Genomic DNA, 17,822 nt, shown 5'->3' with positions numbered 1-17,822 from the left:
TTGTTTTTTTCTACAGCAACACAGACTGCGTGTAAGCTCTTTCAACATAAGGACTAATTTTTCAAGGAGGATTTTCAATGAAGCTGGAAGACATTAAAAAAATTGCGGTTATCGGATCCGGCGCCATGGGCCACGGTATTGCCCAGGTATGTATCATGGCCGGCTACACAGTCGTGATGGTGGATGTGAAGCAGGAGTTTCTTGACAACGGCATGAAGAAGGTCAAAGAGAGCATGGACTTTCTGGTGGGCAAGGGCAAGCTCTCTGCCGAGGACAAGGACCGGATGATGGGCCAGCTCTCCACCTCCCTGGACAACAAGGCGGCGGTGGCTGACGTTCAGGTGGTGATCGAGGCCGTGCCCGAGATCATGGACCTGAAAAAGAAGGTGTTTGCCGATGTGTCGTCCGCTGCCCCGGCCGAGGCCCTGCTGGCCTCCAACACCTCCACCATGAGCATCACCGAGATCGCCACCGCGGTGACCAAGCCCGAGCGGTTTCTGGGCATGCACTTTTTCAACCCGGTCAACCGGATGAAGCTGGTGGAGGTGATTTTCGGCGAGAAGACCTCCGCGGAAAACGTGGACCTGCTGTGCGAACTGTCCAAGAAAATCGGCAAGATTCCGGTCAAGGTCCTCAAGGACTCCCCCGGCTTTATCGTCAACCGCATCGGCGCGCCCAATCAGGCTCTGATCAGCGCCATTCTGGATGAAGGTGCCATCAAGCCCGACGAGATCGACGCCATCATGAAGCAGATGGGCATGCCCATGGGCCCCTTTGAGCTGGCCGACTACGTGGGCATCGACGTGTTCTATCACACCCTGAAATACTACTCCGAGACCCTTTCCAAGGACTTTACCCCGGGCAAGACGCTTCAGGCCCTGCTGGACAAGGGCGACCTGGGCATGAAGACCGGCAAGGGCATCTACGAGTGGGAGGGCGGCAAGGCCAAGATCGACACCTCCAAGACCTCCACCGAGATCACCCCCATGGAGTTCCTGGCCATCCAGGTCAACGAGGCGGTGCGGGTATACAAGGAAGGCATTGCCGAGTCAGTGGAAGATATTGACCAGGGCATGGTCCACGGCATGCGGGCTTTTGCCGGCCCCTTTACCCTGGCCGCGGGCACCGATCCCAAGCAGCTGACCGATACCCTCAACAAGCTGCATGCCAAGTACGGTCTGGACATTTTCAAGCCTGAGCCCGAGATTCAGGACGGTTCTTTCAAGACCATGGGAAAATAATCCGGTATCAAGGTAAAAGGATGTTTTTCGGCGGGAAAGCGTGCATGTCATGCTTTCCCGCTTTTTTTTCCGGAACATGGCCGGGGCCTCATTCCGCTGTTCCCGCATTTGCTTGAAAATTGTGTTTTCCGGTTGTATCGTGGATGGCAAAACCCGGCATGGCAAAAAGCCACGGACAATCTTTATGATTAACAAAATGAGGTGCTGATGAATACGTATAAAGTGAAGTTTCTGCCCCACGAGCGGGTGGTTGAGGTAGCCGAAGGCGATAACCTGATCAAGGCGGCCATGGAGGCGGGCGTGCATATTAATGCCTCCTGCGGCGGCGAAGGCGTGTGCGGCAAGTGCCGGGTGGTGATAGAGTCGGGATCGGTGGAAGGCGGGCTTTCGGAAAAACTGGCCAAGGAAGATATTGACGCCGGGGTCCGGCTGGCCTGCCGGTCAAAGGTGGTCGAAGACCTGACGGTGCGCATTCCCGTTGAGTCTTCCATGTCCGACAAGAGCGCCCTGGACATTCAGCGGGTGCCGCGCAAGACGGCCCGCATCATGCAGATGGATTTCGAGCAGCTCAAGGACCAGGGCCTGTTTGTGCCGCCCGTGGAAAAGAAGTACCTGGAGCTGCCTCCCCCGGACGCCGGAGAAAACGTGCCGGACGTTACCCGGCTGGTCAATGTGCTGCGCCTGAAACACGACGAGCACCGGCTGGAGTTTCTGCTGCCTGTTATCCGTCTGATTCCCGATGTGATCCGGGAGCAGGACTTCAAGGTCACGGTCACCCTGGTGCGGCCCGTGCGGGAAGACGGGGGCAAGACCCAGGTCATCAATATTCAGCCTGGCGATACCACGGCCATGAACTACGCCATTGCCGTGGATATCGGCACCACAACGGTCTACGGCGAGCTCATCGACCTGGGCTCCGGTGAGATTCTGGCCAGGGAAGGCGACTTTAACGCCCAGATCAGCTTTGGCGAGGACATCATCACCCGCATCGTGCACGCGGAAAAGCCCGGCGGGCTGAAAAAACTCCACGACCTGGTCACCGGCACCATCAACAAGATCATTAAATCCGTGATCAAACAGTCCGGCGTGGATCCGGAAAATATCTCCACCATCACCCTGGCCGGCAACACCACCATGACCCAGCTGCTGCTGGAGGTCAATCCCCGGCATATCCGGCGGTCGCCCTATGTGCCGGCCTCCACCTTCTATCCGCCCATTCGGGCACGGGATATCGACCTGGCCCTGGGCGAGCATGTCACGGCCCTGGTCTACCCCCAGATCTCCAGTTACGTGGGCGGCGACATTGTGGCCGGGGTCATGGGGTCCGGCCTTTACCGTTCCGAAGAGCTGACCCTTTTCATCGACATCGGCACCAACGCCGAGATCGTCATCGGCAACAGGGACTGGCTGGTGTGCGCCGCCTGTTCAGCGGGGCCGGCCTTTGAGGGCGGAGGCATCACATTCGGCATGCGGGCCGCCAAAGGGGCCATCGAGGATTTTTCCATCGACCCGGAAACCCTGGAGCCCATGCTCCTTACACACGGCAACACCAAGCCGGTGGGCATCTGCGGGTCGGGCCTTATCATCATGGTGGCCCAGCTCTTTGAGGCCGGTGTCATCGACAGCGGCGGCCAGATCAACAAGGACCTGGACAATCCGCGCATTCGTCATAAGGACAATATCTACGAATACGTGGTGGTGTGGAAGGAGAGCACCGGCATCGACCGGGACATCGTGCTCACCGAGATCGACATCGACAACCTGATTCGGGCCAAGGGCGCCATCTACAGCGGGAGCCAGACCCTGCTCGACGAGGTCGGCCTGGGTATTGATCAGATTTCGCGCATCGTGCTCTCCGGCGGGTTCGGCAGCTACATCGATTTGGAAAAGGCCATGACCATCGGCCTGTTGCCGGAAATCGAGCCGGAAAAGGTCACCTTTATCGGCAACGGCTCCCTGATGGGTGCCCGCATGAGCGCCCTGACCAACCGCATTCGCAGGGACGTGGGCCAGGTGGTGCAGAAGATGACCAACTTCGAGCTTTCCGAAACCAACTCCTACATGGACCACTACATGGCAGCCCTGTTTCTGCCCCATACCGACATTAACCTGTTTCCCAGACTGCGCGACCGCATGAAGGCCAGAAGAGGTGGCGCTGCCGCGTGAGAAGAGAATCTGGCGTGACACAAGTGTTTTGCCTGGGCGGTGTTGTTGCAATGATTCAAGGCGCAGTTGAGATTATGTAGGAAAAGCTCCACTTGTCTCCTATAACCTTGGCGACGGAGGACGCCTCTGTCTCTTTGGGGGTGCCTGCTAGGGAATACCGGGGAAAAGCAATATCCGGGCTTTTGTGTTAACGTAATCATACCAATAGGCTATGCGATAGATAACTTAACATAGATGGTGATGAATTAGTGAAAATAATCCGCCAAGAAATCGCAAAACGTCTGAATTTTGAGTTCAGGAGAAGAGGATTAACTCTCTCTAGGGCAAGTAGTTTTGCCAAAGTTCCATCAGATATAATTGGTGGTTATTTGGCAGGTAAACGTGAGATCGTGTTTGATGAAATTGTGAAAATATCTGAATCGTTTGGCATTAATGCAGTTAGGTTGCTATTCGATAAAGAATACCCAGAAACCAATCTCGCCTTCAGGAATTTAAAGAATGATATACAGGTGTTTACGTCTAAAGTTGAAGATGTGTTTTTATTGATTGAAAACTCACTTCCCAAGATTAATGCCCCTTCATTTTCGCGGAACCTCAGAAGCGGGTATAGGCGACATGACGTAATACAGGAAGCGGGAGCCTTTGTTTCTGAATTCCGCAAACGATATCCCACCCCTGAAGTTTTTTTAACGCAATACCAAGTACCCGTAATACCCGTGGAGTCGATAGAGGCCGATTTTGATGCCTTTATTGTTAGCCATGGTCCCAAGGCAGCAATTTGCGTAAACACTTATAAACGCCCTCCGCACAGACTTATTTTCTCATTAGCCCATGAAGTGTGTCACATGCTGTTTGATCGTAATCGAGATATCCCTGTGGATGTTTTTTTACCAAGCCTTCATTGGAATGTAGATATTTCAGAAGAGTTGTTGCCAGAATTTTTTGCCTATAAATTTGCTCAATTCTTTCTGATCCCATATGACGAATCAATCCACCTAGCAAAAAAATTTCCAGAACTAGATCTGGCGGCATGTCAAAACGCAGTCGATGAAGGGAGGACTTTAAAAGATGTTCTTGCTAATTCGATATTTGACACCTTAACCTCGAATCAAGAATTTTTCTATCAAGAAGCAAGGCATGACGATGATGAAGAAGAGTATCAAGTCTCAGGAGAGCAATTTAGAAGAATGGATTACGAAGAAAATAGAGAGCCCGATTGGATTGAACAAATCGATCGAGACATAAGAAGGAGCCCTGTCATATCATTTAGGCAAATCAAAAAAATATTAGAAAATATTACTCCGAGTAGAAATGCGCAAGCTGTTCAAGGTTTTTTAAAGGAAAGTCAAAAGACATTAATCCAATGCATAAGGCAAGACACAGCTTTATATTCCGAAAATGTTTTAAAATATATAGAGGAAACACTACAAATTGAGCTGCGGTAGCTACACATATGTGTTCTTAGACGCCTGTTTTATCAACCGCCTGATGCAGGTGGATAAAACTTGCGGATTAATAGACTTTTTTGGCCCATGCTCCAATGCTAGTTGTGTGGTTAAGATGAACCAATATAATGAAGCCCCATGCAATTTTTATACTTGCGAATGTCAAGATTTGGATGAAATGCTTTTGGACGAGAAAGCGTTACAACTTCAAAGAGGATCAAACACAAATTCAATCAACTTTGCACGTATCAGCCGAGATCCTAACGATGTGAAAATATTCATCTGGGGTTACTATACAGAAGGATCTGCTATATGGACATGCGATAAAGGGCTTCTTTCCTTGTGCCAGGAGCACAATATACCAAGATGTTGCTTTAAGGCGGCAATTAAGCTTCTGGATAGTTGGGTGGATGGGGCAATTCAAAAAGATGGCACTTATAATATAAAGATTATGGATGATGGCGATGACCCATTTTTTCATTATAATACAAATAGTTGTTGTTCCACTCATTGTGGTTTAGAGGATGTTTGTATTTGTCATCAAGTACAGAAATAGAGTTAGTCTCTTCATCAAGAAAGCCAAGTGGATCCTAAACAACATCCGAAGTTTGTAACTAAGTTATGATCGAAAAACGTTTTGACATATCCTTTATCGCCGACCTGGCCCTGCGGGAGAAGCAGATTCAGCAGAACTACCGGCCTGTTATTGCCGTGCATAAGTGGTTTGCCCGGCGCCCGGGAACCCTGTTTCGGGGCCTTCTGCTCTCCGAGTTTGTCGATTCGCCGCTTCGGGATGTGTTTTACAGGGCCAACGACCTGGACGGCAAAACCGTGGCAGACCCCTTCATGGGAGGCGGCATTCCGGTGCTGGAGGCCAACCGGCTGGGGTGTGATGTGACCGGGTTTGACATCAACCCCATGTCCTACTGGATCGTCAAGCAGGAGATCGAGCACCTGGATCTGAAAGCTTATGAACGGGCCGCGACCGTCCTTTGTCAAACCCTGGAAAAGGAGGTCGGCCCGTTTTACCGGACCCGGTGCGAAGTGTGCGGTTCCGATGATGCCCATGTGAAATATTTCCTCTGGGTCAAGACCATTCCGTGTCAAGGATGCGGAAAAACCGTAGACCTGTTTCCCGGCTATCTTGTTTCCGCCGACGCTCGTCATCCTTTAAATGTGTTTGTGTGCCCGGCGTGTGGGGACCTGACAGAAACAAAGAGCCGGACCTCGCCGGGGAATTGCGACACCTGTTCCGCCGCGTTGACCATGGCCGGCCCTGCCGGGCGAAGCCGGTGCAAGTGTCCGGCCTGCGGGGTGGATAACACCTACCCCGATGCAGCCGCAGGCCCGCCGGATCACCGCCTGTTTGCCATCGAGTATCACTGCCCGGCCTGCAAGCCTTCCCATGCGGGCCGGTTTTTTAAAAAGCCGGATGCACGGGACCTGGCCGGGATGGGGACAGTTGAATCCCGATGGAAAAAAATGCGACCCCGGTATGTGCCTACGGATCCGATTCCGGGCGGCGACGAAACCGACAGGCTGCACCGGTGGGGATACCGGTTTTACCGTCAGATGTTCAACAGCCGCCAGCTTCTGGGCCTGGAACTGTCGGCCCGCATTATTGCGGGCATCGAAGCAGAGCGGGTTCGAAACGCTTTGGCCACCAACCTTTCCGACCTGCTGCGGTATCAGAATATGCTGTGCCGGTATGACACACGGGCCTTAAAATCGCTGGACATTTTTTCGGTACACGGCTTTCCCGTGGGGCTGATCCAGTGCGAGTCCAATTTTCTGGGTATTCGTGCCCAGGGCCGCGGCATGTGTATTGGCAGTGGAGGGTGGGCCAACATCATTGAAAAATTTAAAAAAGCCAAAGCCTATTGCGACCACCCCTTTGAGATTCGTCACCAGGGCCGGGCAAAAAAAGTGGTGCCCATTGCCGGTGAATGGATCGGGGACAGGAGAAACGGTCATGACGGCCCACCGGAAAGAAAGGTCGATCTGTCCTGCCGGGACGCGGCCGCAGCCGCCTTGCCCGGCGGAACATTGGATGCCGTGCTTACAGACCCGCCCTATTTCGGCAATGTGCAGTATGCCGAACTGATGGATTTCTGTTACACCTGGTTGCGCCGGCTGGCAGGCTCCACGGCCGCGCCCTTTGATACGGTATCTACCCGAAACCCCCATGAGCTGACCGGCAACCTGGACATGGGCCGGGACCTGGCTCATTTCACCGAGGGGCTTTCAGCAGTGTTCCGCCGAATGGCAACGGCTTTAAAGCCGGGAGCCCCGCTGGTGTTCACCTATCATCACAACACCATTGAGGCATATTATCCCGTGGCCGTGGCCATGCTGGATGCAGGTCTGACCTGCTCGGCGTCACTGCCCTGCCCGGCGGAGATGGGGGCCTCTATTCATATCAACGGAACCGGCTCTTCCATCATCGACACGGTGTTTGTCTGTCGGGCCACCGGCGTCATGCAGCGCAAATGGCTGGCCGATTCAATCGGCGGGGTCGCGAAAATCGTTGAAGCGGATCTGGCTCTGCTGCGGGCCGGCAAAGTGAACCCCACTCCCGGCGATACCCGGTGCATCACTTATGGCCACCTGATTCGGCTGGCTGTGTGGTCGTTGCGAACCGATTGGAATCAAGATGCCCCTGCGGCCCTGCGTATCGCAAAGGTGGCAAGCTGGTTCGTACATTTTGGCGGCTGGCCCGATGTGAAAAAATACATGGGTCACGACAGAAAAGCAATCATGCGGGAAGTTCCTTTGCTCGCGATTTCAGAAACCAGCGCGGAATATGGAGTCGAATATGCCGAAATACCCTTTTGAAGCCTCTGTGGAAGAGATTTTTCAGAACACGGACAGCTATGTGGATGCGGTTTTTTCCTGTCTGGAATCTGAGTTTCTGATCATGCCCAAAGGCGCCGGTTTTGTGGAATACCCGGTTTTTGAGCAGGGATATGAAGCACTGAAGGGGGCCACTGAGAATTTTACGCAATTCAAAACAGCCCGTCTTTTTTCGCTGGCGGTTGCCGAACCCATTGTAATTGTTGTGTTGCGAGCCATGCTCGGTTTTACCCCGCCGGAGTGGGCGTACGTGGCCACGCAGAAAACCGATGTAGCGGTCACTCAGGGGTTTGTGCGCTCTCTGGATCGAAAAGTGAGAATGGCGCCTCAGGTAGCCCTGAAGGCAACCGGCGTCACAAAGGAGCGGCTTGAGGCCCTGCTTCAGACGGCAGGCCGGTTGTTGTCAAAAAGCGTTCCCCGAGTGGGGGAAGAGCAGTTACACCGCCTGGACAAGGCCGACACCCGGCAGGGGATCAATAGCCTTCAAAGAATGGCGAACATGGGGGCGCCTTATGCCATGTTGCTTTACGAACGGTTTCTCGGCAGGCCCTTTGCCGGACACCGGGACTCGGTCAGTGATCTGATCGGAGACAGCCTGGAGTCTGCTATTGAAGATGTGCTGACAAAGGCCGGCATCAGTTTTCGCAAGACCAAGCGGGCTGAGCGTATCGAGGGATTTGATCAGACCCCGGATTTTATTGTTCCAAGCGAATTTAATCCCCAGATTATCATAGAAGCCAAGATCACCGAGGACGACGGCACGGCCAGGGACAAGGTGACCCGCATTCAGCACCTGGGAGAATTGAGTCTTGCCGGCCGGACGTTGAACAATCCGAAATATGAAGTGATTGCATGTATCGGGGGCCGGGGATTCGGCGTACGGCGGGAAGACATGAAAAAGATGATTCTGGCGACCCGGGGCAAGGTGTTTACCGCAAAAACGCTGGATCGGCTTGTGGACAGCACCCGGCTGAAGACGTTTCAAACAAGAAAAGGATAACAGCTCGAAAGCAGACCCATGACCCATCTTTTTTTAAGTCTCTGGATCAAGCTCTTTTTCGTGTTCACCCCGTTTTTCGGGCTTTCCATGTTTCTCAGCCTGACGGAAGGATACGACGAACCCCGCCGGCGCCGGGTGGCCCTGACCGTGTCCCTGGCTGTTGCGGTGCTGTGCCTGTTGCTGTTTTTCGGGGGCCGGCAGATCTTTTCGCTGTTCGGCATCACCCTTGACGCGTTCCGGATCGGGGCCGGGGCGCTTCTGTTTCTGTCCGGGGTGGGGCTGGTTCAGGGAAAGCCGGTAAACGCCGGTGTTGCCTCCGGCAGCGAGCTGGCGGTGGTGCCCCTGGCCATGCCCATCATCGTGGGGCCGGCCACCATCGGCATTCTGATGGTCATGGGCGCGGAACTGGAAGGCGTCAGGGAGAAAATGGCCGGCTGCATGGCCCTGCTTGCCGCCGTGGCCTGCATTACCGTGGTCCTGCTGATGGGGTCATTTATTTACCGCCGCCTGGGGGCCATGGGCATCGGCATTCTCAGCCGTCTGACCGGCCTGGTGCTGGCCGCCCTGTCCGCGCAGATGATCATGACGGGCATTCAGGCCTTTCTCTGCCTGCATCCATAGGGACGGGCGATTTTTTCCGTTGAAACCGGGATAAACAACAAAAAACCCGGCCAAAGGGCATACGCATGAGCGGTACTTTGAAACCGGTGATCGGGCTGGTGATAATCCTGATATGGATGGGTGTTCCGTGTGATCGGGCCGTGGCCGACGATGACCATGAAGACGGGCACCGGGAGAAGACGGAGTCTCATTACCGGCACGCGGAGGGCGAGCACCGGGAGCACGGGCTGAAACCGGTGGATTTCCCGGTTTACCTGGAGGCATGCGGGGCCTGCCATTTTGCCTACCAGCCGGAACTGCTGCCCGCGGCATCGTGGGGAAAAATTTTGTCCGGCCTGGATGATCATTTCGGCGAGGCGGTGGCCCTGGAGGAGGATGTCAGGCAGGCCGTGGTAGCATACTTGAGGTCACACAGCGCGGAAACCAGTTCGGCGAAAATCGCCGGTAAAATCATGGACAGCCTGGAAGGCCAGATTCCGATGCGGATTACGGATGTCTTTTATATTCAGAAAAAGCATCACGGGATTCCGGCGGATGTTTTTAAGCGGGCGTCAGTCGGAACTTTTGCAAACTGCGCGGCCTGTCACACAACAGCGGCCGGCGGCGTTTATGATGAGGATGATGTGCGTATCCCCCGCTGAGTCCGGTATAAGGAGGGGGGAAGGATCTATTCATTACCAGGTACCGGTTACAGCAGAGTTGTCTCAGAAATCCCGTGCTTTGACCTTGAACCAACCCCCCATTTTTAGAGGCACCCTTAATTTTTTCACAAAATGTCAAATCATATTCACATATGATCAATACATAGATATTAAGTATGGGTTACGCTATGTATTCAAAGTGCCCTTTTTTCCCCCCTTCTTGAGAACTTCTGGCAAGGGCTATTTCCTTTACAACCTGTTTTGAGGAAACCGATGGATTATCAATCAAAGGCAACAGACCTTATCAGAAACCGCTGTTCCTGGCGCAGTTTTGGGGACCGGGCCGTAGAAACGGAAAAAAGAAACAAACTGGATGAATTTATCAAGACCCTGGAATCACCGCTATGGGGGAATATGCCCCGGGTCAAACTGCTTGACATGGCTTTGCCGGGAAAAGGCCGCGTTTCAGGGACTTACGGTATAATAAAAGGCGCCGGTGTTTTTCTGGTTGGGGCCATAAAACCGGGCTACCGGGATATGGAGGACTTTGCGTATATCTTTGAAAAAATAATCCTATGTGCCACCGACCTGAATCTTGCCACCTGCTGGATGGGGCTGACATTTGCCAGGGGCCTGGTGGCGGAAAAAATCGGCCTGGCACCTGATGAAATGATACCTGCCATCAGCCCGTTGGGTTATCCGGCAAAACGCCGTGCCCTGGCTGACAGGATTGCCCGCCTGAGTTCGGGTTCTGCTAAAAGAAAGCCCTGGAAGGAACTGTTTTTTCAAGGAGGCTGGCAAGAAGAGTTAACACCCGATGCAGCCGGTGCCTATCAAACACCCCTGGAAATGGTCAGGCTGGCACCCTCGGCAACCAACCAGCAACCCTGGCGAATCGTGAAACAAGGCAATGTCTTTCATTTTTTTCTTCAACGCTCCCCCGGATACGACAAGCTGGCCGGCAGTGTGGATATGCAGCGCCTTGATATGGGGATCGCAATGTGCCATTTTGAGCTGACTACAGAAGAAGTGGGGCTTGAGGGTGAATGGATCGAAAAAGAACCGGATTTGGCATTGCCCAAAAGATGTGAATATCTGGTGAGCTGGAAGGGAAATTGAGCAGTACGGCAACAATGCCTGAACGTCGGAAGGAAGAAACAATGCCTTTAGAAAAAAAACACGTCGTCTGCAGCATGTGTGATCAGGCCTGCAGCCTGGAAGCGCATGTCAGGGACGGGCGGTTGGAAAAACTGAGCGGGTATGCGGACCAGCTTATGATGCCCAACGTCCGTTGCTGCAAACCTGTGCTGGCCTCTGAATGGTATTACAATGAAAATCGCCTGCTATATCCCTTAAAACGAACCGGAGAAAGGGGCGGCGGCCAGTGGACCCGCATCAGCTGGGAACAGGCCATGGATGAAATCGCAGAAAAACTCCGACAGGTGGTTGATAAACACGGACCGGAAGCCTTTGCCTGCTCCACCTCGGAACATAACACCCAGGTGGGCAGCGGCATGACCCGGCGGTTCATGAACCTTCTGGGAAGCCCGAATTACATCAGTGGTGTAAGCCTTTGCATGGGCAATACAGCTGCCGTCAACAGCATGACCTGCGGCGGTTATCCTTTTCCGGATTATGAACAGACCCGATGTATGGTATTTTTCGGGCATAATCTCCGGCCGAATTCCTGGGCAGGTGAATACTATCGTCTGAAAGCGGCCAGGGCCAGAGGCGCCAAGCTGATTGTTCTGGACCCGAGAAAGAGTCATTGCGCTAAAATGGCCGACATTCACCTGCAGTTACGGGCAGGCACGGACGCGGCCATGTCCCTGGGCTGGATCAACGTTATTATTGAAGAAGAGCTGTACAATAAGAAATTCGTATCACGATGGTGTGTGGGGTTTGATGAACTCAAACAAAGAGCAAGGCAATACCCGCTGGATCGGGTGTCTCAAATCACGGGCGTTCCCGCGGGTCAAATCCGTGATGCCGCCATCATGTATGCCACCAACACACCGGCCATTATTCCCTGGACATGTGCTACCGACCAGCAGGTAAACAGCACTTCCGCCCTGCGCTGCCAGGGTATCCTGCGGGCGTTGACCAACAGCCTGAATGTTCCCGGAGGGGACGTCATGGTCGACCCCAATGAGATGATCATATCCGAGTCGGAACTGGAACTCCACGAACGGCTGCCCCAGGAGAAGAAAGACCTGCAGCTGGGGGCAAAGGATTATCCGGTCATGACCTATTGGGGGCAGCAGGCCTTAAACGAGCCCCGGCGAAAGGTATGGGGCCATTCCTACCGGAACCTGATGAAAGGCATGTACATGGCCCACCCGCCGGCTGTATTCAAAGCCATGCGGGAAGGCGTTCCCTATCCGGTCAGGGCCTTCTTCTCCATCGCCAATAATACCCTCATGTGCTATTCCAACCAGCAGGGCATTTTCGAGGCCGTTAAAAATCTTGACCTGTTTGTGGTCAACGACCTCTTCATGACACCCACCGCCCAGCTGGCCGACTACGTGCTGCCGGGCGACTGTTTTCTGGAACGGCCTGTCCTGTACAATTTTCAGGAGTGGATAAGTACCTATTTGAGTGTCGAGAAAGCCATTGAACCGCCCGGTGAGTGCAGGGATGTGTATTATTTCTGGCATGAACTGGCCGTGCGTATGGGCATGGAAGCGCATTTTCCCTGGAAAAACCTGGAAGAACTTTACCAATACCGGATCTCCGGGACCGGGCTTACCTGGGAGGCGCTTTCAAAAAATCTCCCGTTGCTGACAGCGCCCGCCCCCCCGCTTACTGCCGGCGCAATGAAGCTTACCCTGAAACTTTTTGCCGGGATGGGCCTTTTGCCGTTATTAAGAAACGGCATGACTTCCATGTTGCGCCAACACCAGAAAACCCGGGAGTTTTTTGAACACCGCGGCATGAAGCGTATGGCCCGCCTGTTCAGGGATTATTTTGTGCTGTCTCCCTACCCGCACAAAAAACGGGGCTTTGCCACCCCCAGCGGCAAAGTGGAGCTGTATTCCAGTGTAATGGAATCCATTGGCTGTGACCCGCTTCCCTACTGGAACGAAATTTATCCCCCGGACGAAAACCCGGCCGAAGAAAAATATCCACTTCGCCTTTTTGTCGGCCTGCGTGAAGATGGGTATTTTATCTCTGCCGGGCGCCATGTAAAAAAACTGCGTAAACACAACCCGGAACCACGGGCCATGCTGCATACCCAAACGGCCCGTGAAAAGGGGATTAACGAAGGTGACTGGATATATGTTGAAACCGACTGGGGCAGGATCAAAATGAAAGCACAGTTGAGCGAGGATATACAAAAGGACCTGGTCGGGGTCCGCCACGGATGGTGGAAGCCGGAAATGCCCCAGGGCACCCCAGAACTCTGCGGGGCCTGGGATTACTCGGACGGCGTCCTGCTAAACGATGACCCGGTGTTTTTTGACCCGGAACAGGGCCTGCCCGACCTGCGCGGCGCCAGGAAGTGCAGGGTAATGCCGATATTTTCATCTCTTTGATAATGTTCTGTCTAATCCTGCCTGAAAGGCACAGCAAAATCTGGGAGAAAAAGCCGGCTATATTTCAGGGTTTCTCTAAAAATTGATTATTTTATCATGGTTTCTAAAATCATCGTGTGTTATAAATATCCTCATCAAACTCAGTAAATACGGGCATTGAGGAGAAATGGCGATGATGCAGACCGGATTTTTTGACTGGCATGAGAGATTTGAGAAACTCGACAGAAACGGCGATCCACTGCTTAAATTGAATCAAGTGGTGGATTGGGAGATGTTCCGCCAGCCTCTGGAAAAAATTCGTCATAAAGAGCGAAAAAGCAATGCCGGCGCAAGGCCCTACGATGTAATACGGATGTTCAAGATTCTCATTATTCAGTCGTTGTACAATCTTTCCGATGACCGGATTGAGTTTCAGATTCTGGACCGGATATCGTTCATGCGCTTTCTGGGTTTGGGCCTTGGAGATCGGGTGCCGGACGCCAAGACCATTTGGTTGTTTCGGGAGCAGATTACCGAAGCTGGTTTGATCAAACCGTTGTTTGAGAAGTTTGACGTCTGTTTGCGGGAAAATGGTTTTCTGGCGCAAAAAGGGCAGATTATTGACGCCAGTATTGTAGCGGCCCCTCGTCAACGGAACAGCCGGGAAGAAAACGAGCGAATCAAACGGGGAGATATTCCCGAGGAATGGAAAGAGGCCAAGAGACGTCAGAAAGACACGGATGCCCGGTGGACAAAGAAGAACGGACAGAACTACTACGGATACAAAAACCATATAAGCGTGGACGTTAAGCACAAGCTGATTCGGGATTATGAGGTTACGGATGCGGCGGTTCATGACAGCCAGGTGTTTGACCAGATAATTGATGAGAGCAACAGCAGTCGTGATGTGTATGCGGACTCGGCATATCGTTCGGAGGAATCGGTGAAGCGCCTCAAGGAAGAGGGTTTTCGGGAGCATCTGCAGCGGAAGGGATGTCGACACCGAAAGCTGACGAAGCGGGAGCAACGGGGCAACCATACACGGGCAAAGACGAGATCGCGAGTCGAACATGTTTTTGGAGTGCAGGCGATGATGGCCGGAGAAATGATTCTCCGGACGATCGGAATTGTTCGAGCCAGGGCCAAAATCGGATTGAGGAATCTGGCGTACAACATAAACCGATACAGTATACTGGGGGCAACGGGGTAAGGTCTGTCCCAAGAGGGTGGACCCCGCCGACGGGGTGGAAAAAGTCGGTAAAATGGGATGTAAAATATGACTTTTATGCTTCATTACTTACCCGAAAGGTCCCAATCTGAAAATTTTTTACCGCCGCAAACGGCCTTTTTTAAAAAATGGATTTTTAGAGGTTCCCTTCATTCTAAAAGCCATATACCCGCCTGCATAACTGCTCCCGCTCCCGGAATCACATTGCTGATGCACAATTCGTCTTTCAATCAATAACAATCCGCATTGTCTGCTTCCTATCGTGGCCTCCTATAGGGTTCGCATGAAAAAATTGACTGAAAAGGCATGTCCTGCTATAGAGATATTCATAATATTCTGTTTCTCATTTTATCACCAAAATCGTCATACCGGAGATAAACATTTGCTGGCGCAAGTCGAACACACCAGGCGGACGGCTTCGAGGTTGGCTGATCCGCAACAAAAATCGAGACTGGGCCAGTTTTTCACTCCGGCTTCAATCGCCTGTTTTATGGCGGAGTTGTTTGTTCCTAACAGGCGAAAAAATTGTATTCTGCTTGATGCCGGGGCAGGTGTAGGCTCTCTTAGTGCGGCTTTTTTAGACAGGTGGGTTGATGGTGAGTTTGATTATAAACATATTGAACTCCATGCTTTTGAAATTGATGAGACGCTACATCCCTATTTAAGGCAGACCTTTGAACTCTACAAAAAAAAACCGACTATTACCTCAACGATTCGATCCGACGATTTTATAATTGCCGCCTGCGACTGGCTGGAGAACAACCTTTTTGCCAGACCTTTGCCCAAATATACCCACGCTATTCTTAATCCGCCTTACAAAAAGATACGAAGTAACTCTGAACACCGGCTGGCCTTAAGAAGGGTCGGCATTGAAACGGTCAATCTTTATTCGGCTTTTGTGGCCCTGTCGCTGGCCCTGCTTGATGATCACGGTCAGCTTGTGGCCATTATCCCGCGCAGTTTCTGCAACGGCCTTTATTATCGTCCTTTCCGGGAGTATTTGCTGAAGAAGGCCGCCATTCGTCACCTGCATCTGTTTACATCGCGCAGCAAGGCATTTAAGGATGATAATGTTCTCCAGGAGAATATTATTATTCATCTGGAGCGCGGTGGTATGCAGGGACCGGTCAAAGTATCCACATCCACCGACCACAGCTTCAATGATTTGACTGTTCAGGAGCATCCCTTTGACCGGATTGTTTTTGTCAACGACCAGGAACGATTTATTCATGTGCCGACGGCGCTTAACCAAAATATTGTCGAGAGATGCCCGATGGTATGCTGGTCGCTGGACGATATCGGTCTTACGGTTTCAACCGGCCCTGTAGTCGATTTCCGGGTAAAAGCGCATTTACGTGAGATGCCTGGGGTCGGTACGGCGCCCTTGCTTTATCCGGGACATTTTTCCGACAGCGGGACCGAATGGCCGAAGGCCGGGAAAAAACCCAATGCCATACTTTGTAATTCAGATACAAAAAAATGGCTTTATCCCAACGGGTTTTATTGTCTGGTCCGTCGATTTTCATCAAAGGAAGAAAAGCGTCGGGTGGTCGCCAGCGTGATCGAGCCCTCGTTGTTCGGTGATGCTCCGCTGATCGGGATCGAAAACCATCTTAATGTATTTCATGAAAACAGGCAGGGCTTACAAAAAGTATTAGCCTACGGACTGGCCGTTTTCCTGAACACCACCGCCGTTGATGAACAATTCCGATGCTTCAACGGCCACACCCAGGTCAATGCCACCGACCTTAAAACGATCAGGTATCCGAGCCGTAAAATACTGACCGTCATCGGAGAATGGGCCATAAGACAGCCGGCGCTTACCCAGGAAAAGATTGATAATTATTTTGAGACTTTAACCACATGAAACGAAAAAAAGACCATATTAAAGCCGCGCGACAGATTCTAATTTCATTGGGTCTGCCAAGGGCACAACAAAACGAACGCTCGGCGCTTTGCCTGCTGGCCCTCCTGAATCTTCCGCCGGGCAAGCCCTGGACCAAGGCGGAAAATCCGCTTATCGGCATCACGCCGATAATGGACTGGGCCCGCAAACACTACGGGAAAGACTATGCACCCAACACCCGGGAGACGGTCCGACGGCAGTCCATGCATCAGTTTGTGGATGCCGGAATCGCGCTTTACAACCCCGATCAACCCGATCGACCGGTAAACAGCCCCAAAGCCGTTTATCAAATAGAGCCGGCTACGTTGGCCTTGCTTCGCAGTTTTGGCACTCGGAAATGGAACAGGAATCTGGCGTCTTATTTGGATGAACGGGAAACGCTGGCCGCGCGTTATGCCATGGCGCGGGAACAAAACCGCATCCCGGTACAGATCGCGCCGGGAAAACGAATAACCCTGAGCCCCGGGGAACACAACGAATTGATCCGAGCCATCGTTGAAGACTTTGCTTCTCGTTTCGCGCCCGGCAGCATACTGGTATATGCCGGTGACACCGGCGACAAGTGGGGCTACTTCGATGCCCCGCTACTGTCCGCTTTGGGCGTTGACGTTGACGCTCATGGGAAAATGCCGGACGTGGTGTTGCATTATTCAAAAAAGAACTGGTTGTTGATGGTTGAATCAGTCACCAGTCACGGACCGGTTGACGGCAAGCGGCACGCTGAATTGACGCGACTGTTTGCCGGAGCAAAGGCCGGGCTGGTGTATGTAACTGCTTTTCCAAACCGTGCCGTCATGGCCCGTTACCTGGCTGATATCGCATGGGAAACAGAAGTGTGGGTGGCCGATGCCCCCTCGCATCTCATTCATTTTGATGGCGAACGCTTCCTCGGTCCTTATTCCCCATCATAACCGATCTGATTGCTTTGTTCCGCTAACACCAGAAAACCCGGGAATTTTTTGAACGCCGTGGCATGAAGCGTATGGCCCGCCTGTTCAGGGATTATTTTGTGCTGTCTTCCTTCCCGCAAGAAAAACGGGGCTTTGCCCCCCAGCGGGAAAGTGGAGCTGTATTCCAGATTTCTGGAAATCGAACGCGGCACAAAACAGAGACAGTATATTAATTGCTGTATTATCATATTGAAGTTGTTAAACTGCCAGTGGAATTACAATAAGGCTTTTCTTTCATACATAAATACCTTCAATA

The 17,822-nt window shown here is 52.5% G+C and carries 13 protein-coding genes; all 13 read left to right on the top strand.

All coding sequences use genetic code 11. The annotated features are described in order from the left end of the window. Positions 1-77: 77 nt before the first annotated feature. Positions 78-1,241, top strand: coding sequence for a 3-hydroxyacyl-CoA dehydrogenase (locus DOLE_RS15955; RefSeq protein ID WP_012176514.1), 1,164 nt, complete (start codon positions 78-80; stop codon positions 1,239-1,241). A 207-nt stretch (positions 1,242-1,448) separates the two neighbouring features. Then, the gene (locus tag DOLE_RS15950; protein WP_012176513.1) at positions 1,449-3,407 is read left to right on the top strand and encodes an ASKHA domain-containing protein; all 1,959 of its coding nucleotides are present in this window, start codon (positions 1,449-1,451) and stop codon (positions 3,405-3,407) included. A gap of 248 nt (positions 3,408-3,655) precedes the next feature. Continuing rightward, complete coding sequence (locus DOLE_RS15945) at positions 3,656-4,852, top strand: ImmA/IrrE family metallo-endopeptidase (protein ID WP_041280649.1); 1,197 nt, start codon at positions 3,656-3,658, stop codon at positions 4,850-4,852. Next, positions 4,839-5,408, top strand: coding sequence for a hypothetical protein (locus DOLE_RS18345; protein WP_167320891.1), 570 nt, complete (start codon positions 4,839-4,841; stop codon positions 5,406-5,408). The genes DOLE_RS15945 and DOLE_RS18345 overlap by 14 nt, the downstream gene beginning before the upstream one ends. 65 nt (positions 5,409-5,473) lie before the next feature. Further along, positions 5,474-7,687, top strand: a complete 2,214-nt coding sequence (locus DOLE_RS15940) for a DUF1156 domain-containing protein (RefSeq protein WP_012176510.1) — start codon at positions 5,474-5,476, stop codon at positions 7,685-7,687. After that, entirely contained in the window at positions 7,668-8,705 is a 1,038-nt protein-coding gene (locus tag DOLE_RS17680; protein ID WP_012176509.1) for a hypothetical protein, read from the top strand. Before DOLE_RS15940 ends, DOLE_RS17680 begins: the two co-directional genes overlap by 20 nt. Before the next feature lie 18 nt (positions 8,706-8,723). Beyond that, positions 8,724-9,326 carry a MarC family protein gene (locus DOLE_RS15930; RefSeq protein WP_012176508.1) on the top strand — a complete coding sequence of 201 codons (603 nt, stop codon included), beginning with the start codon at positions 8,724-8,726 and terminating at the stop codon, positions 9,324-9,326. 65 nt (positions 9,327-9,391) lie between these two features. Further along, entirely contained in the window at positions 9,392-9,967 is a 576-nt protein-coding gene (locus DOLE_RS15925) for a diheme cytochrome c (protein WP_012176507.1), read from the top strand. A 273-nt stretch (positions 9,968-10,240) separates the two neighbouring features. Further along, positions 10,241-11,086, top strand: a complete 846-nt coding sequence (locus DOLE_RS15920; protein ID WP_012176506.1) for a nitroreductase family protein — start codon at positions 10,241-10,243, stop codon at positions 11,084-11,086. 41 nt (positions 11,087-11,127) lie between these two features. After that, positions 11,128-13,503, top strand: coding sequence for a molybdopterin-containing oxidoreductase family protein (locus DOLE_RS15915; RefSeq protein ID WP_012176505.1), 2,376 nt, complete (start codon positions 11,128-11,130; stop codon positions 13,501-13,503). 172 nt (positions 13,504-13,675) lie between these two features. Beyond that, entirely contained in the window at positions 13,676-14,692 is a 1,017-nt protein-coding gene (locus tag DOLE_RS15910; protein ID WP_012175873.1) for an IS5 family transposase, read from the top strand. Positions 14,693-14,993: 301 nt separating this feature from the next. Continuing rightward, a complete protein-coding gene (locus DOLE_RS15905) occupies positions 14,994-16,577 on the top strand; it encodes an Eco57I restriction-modification methylase domain-containing protein (protein WP_012176504.1) in 1,584 nt (527 codons plus the stop codon). Continuing rightward, on the top strand, positions 16,574-17,527 hold the full coding sequence (locus DOLE_RS15900) for a BsuBI/PstI family type II restriction endonuclease (protein ID WP_012176503.1): 954 nt from the start codon (positions 16,574-16,576) through the stop codon (positions 17,525-17,527). Before DOLE_RS15905 ends, DOLE_RS15900 begins: the two co-directional genes overlap by 4 nt. Positions 17,528-17,822 lie beyond the last annotated feature (295 nt).

The organism is Desulfosudis oleivorans Hxd3 (assembly GCF_000018405.1).
Classification (GTDB): domain Bacteria; phylum Desulfobacterota; class Desulfobacteria; order Desulfobacterales; family Desulfosudaceae; genus Desulfosudis; species Desulfosudis oleivorans.
The sequence above is the reverse complement of the archived record's forward strand: the minus strand, read 5'-3'. Positions and strand labels throughout refer to the sequence as shown.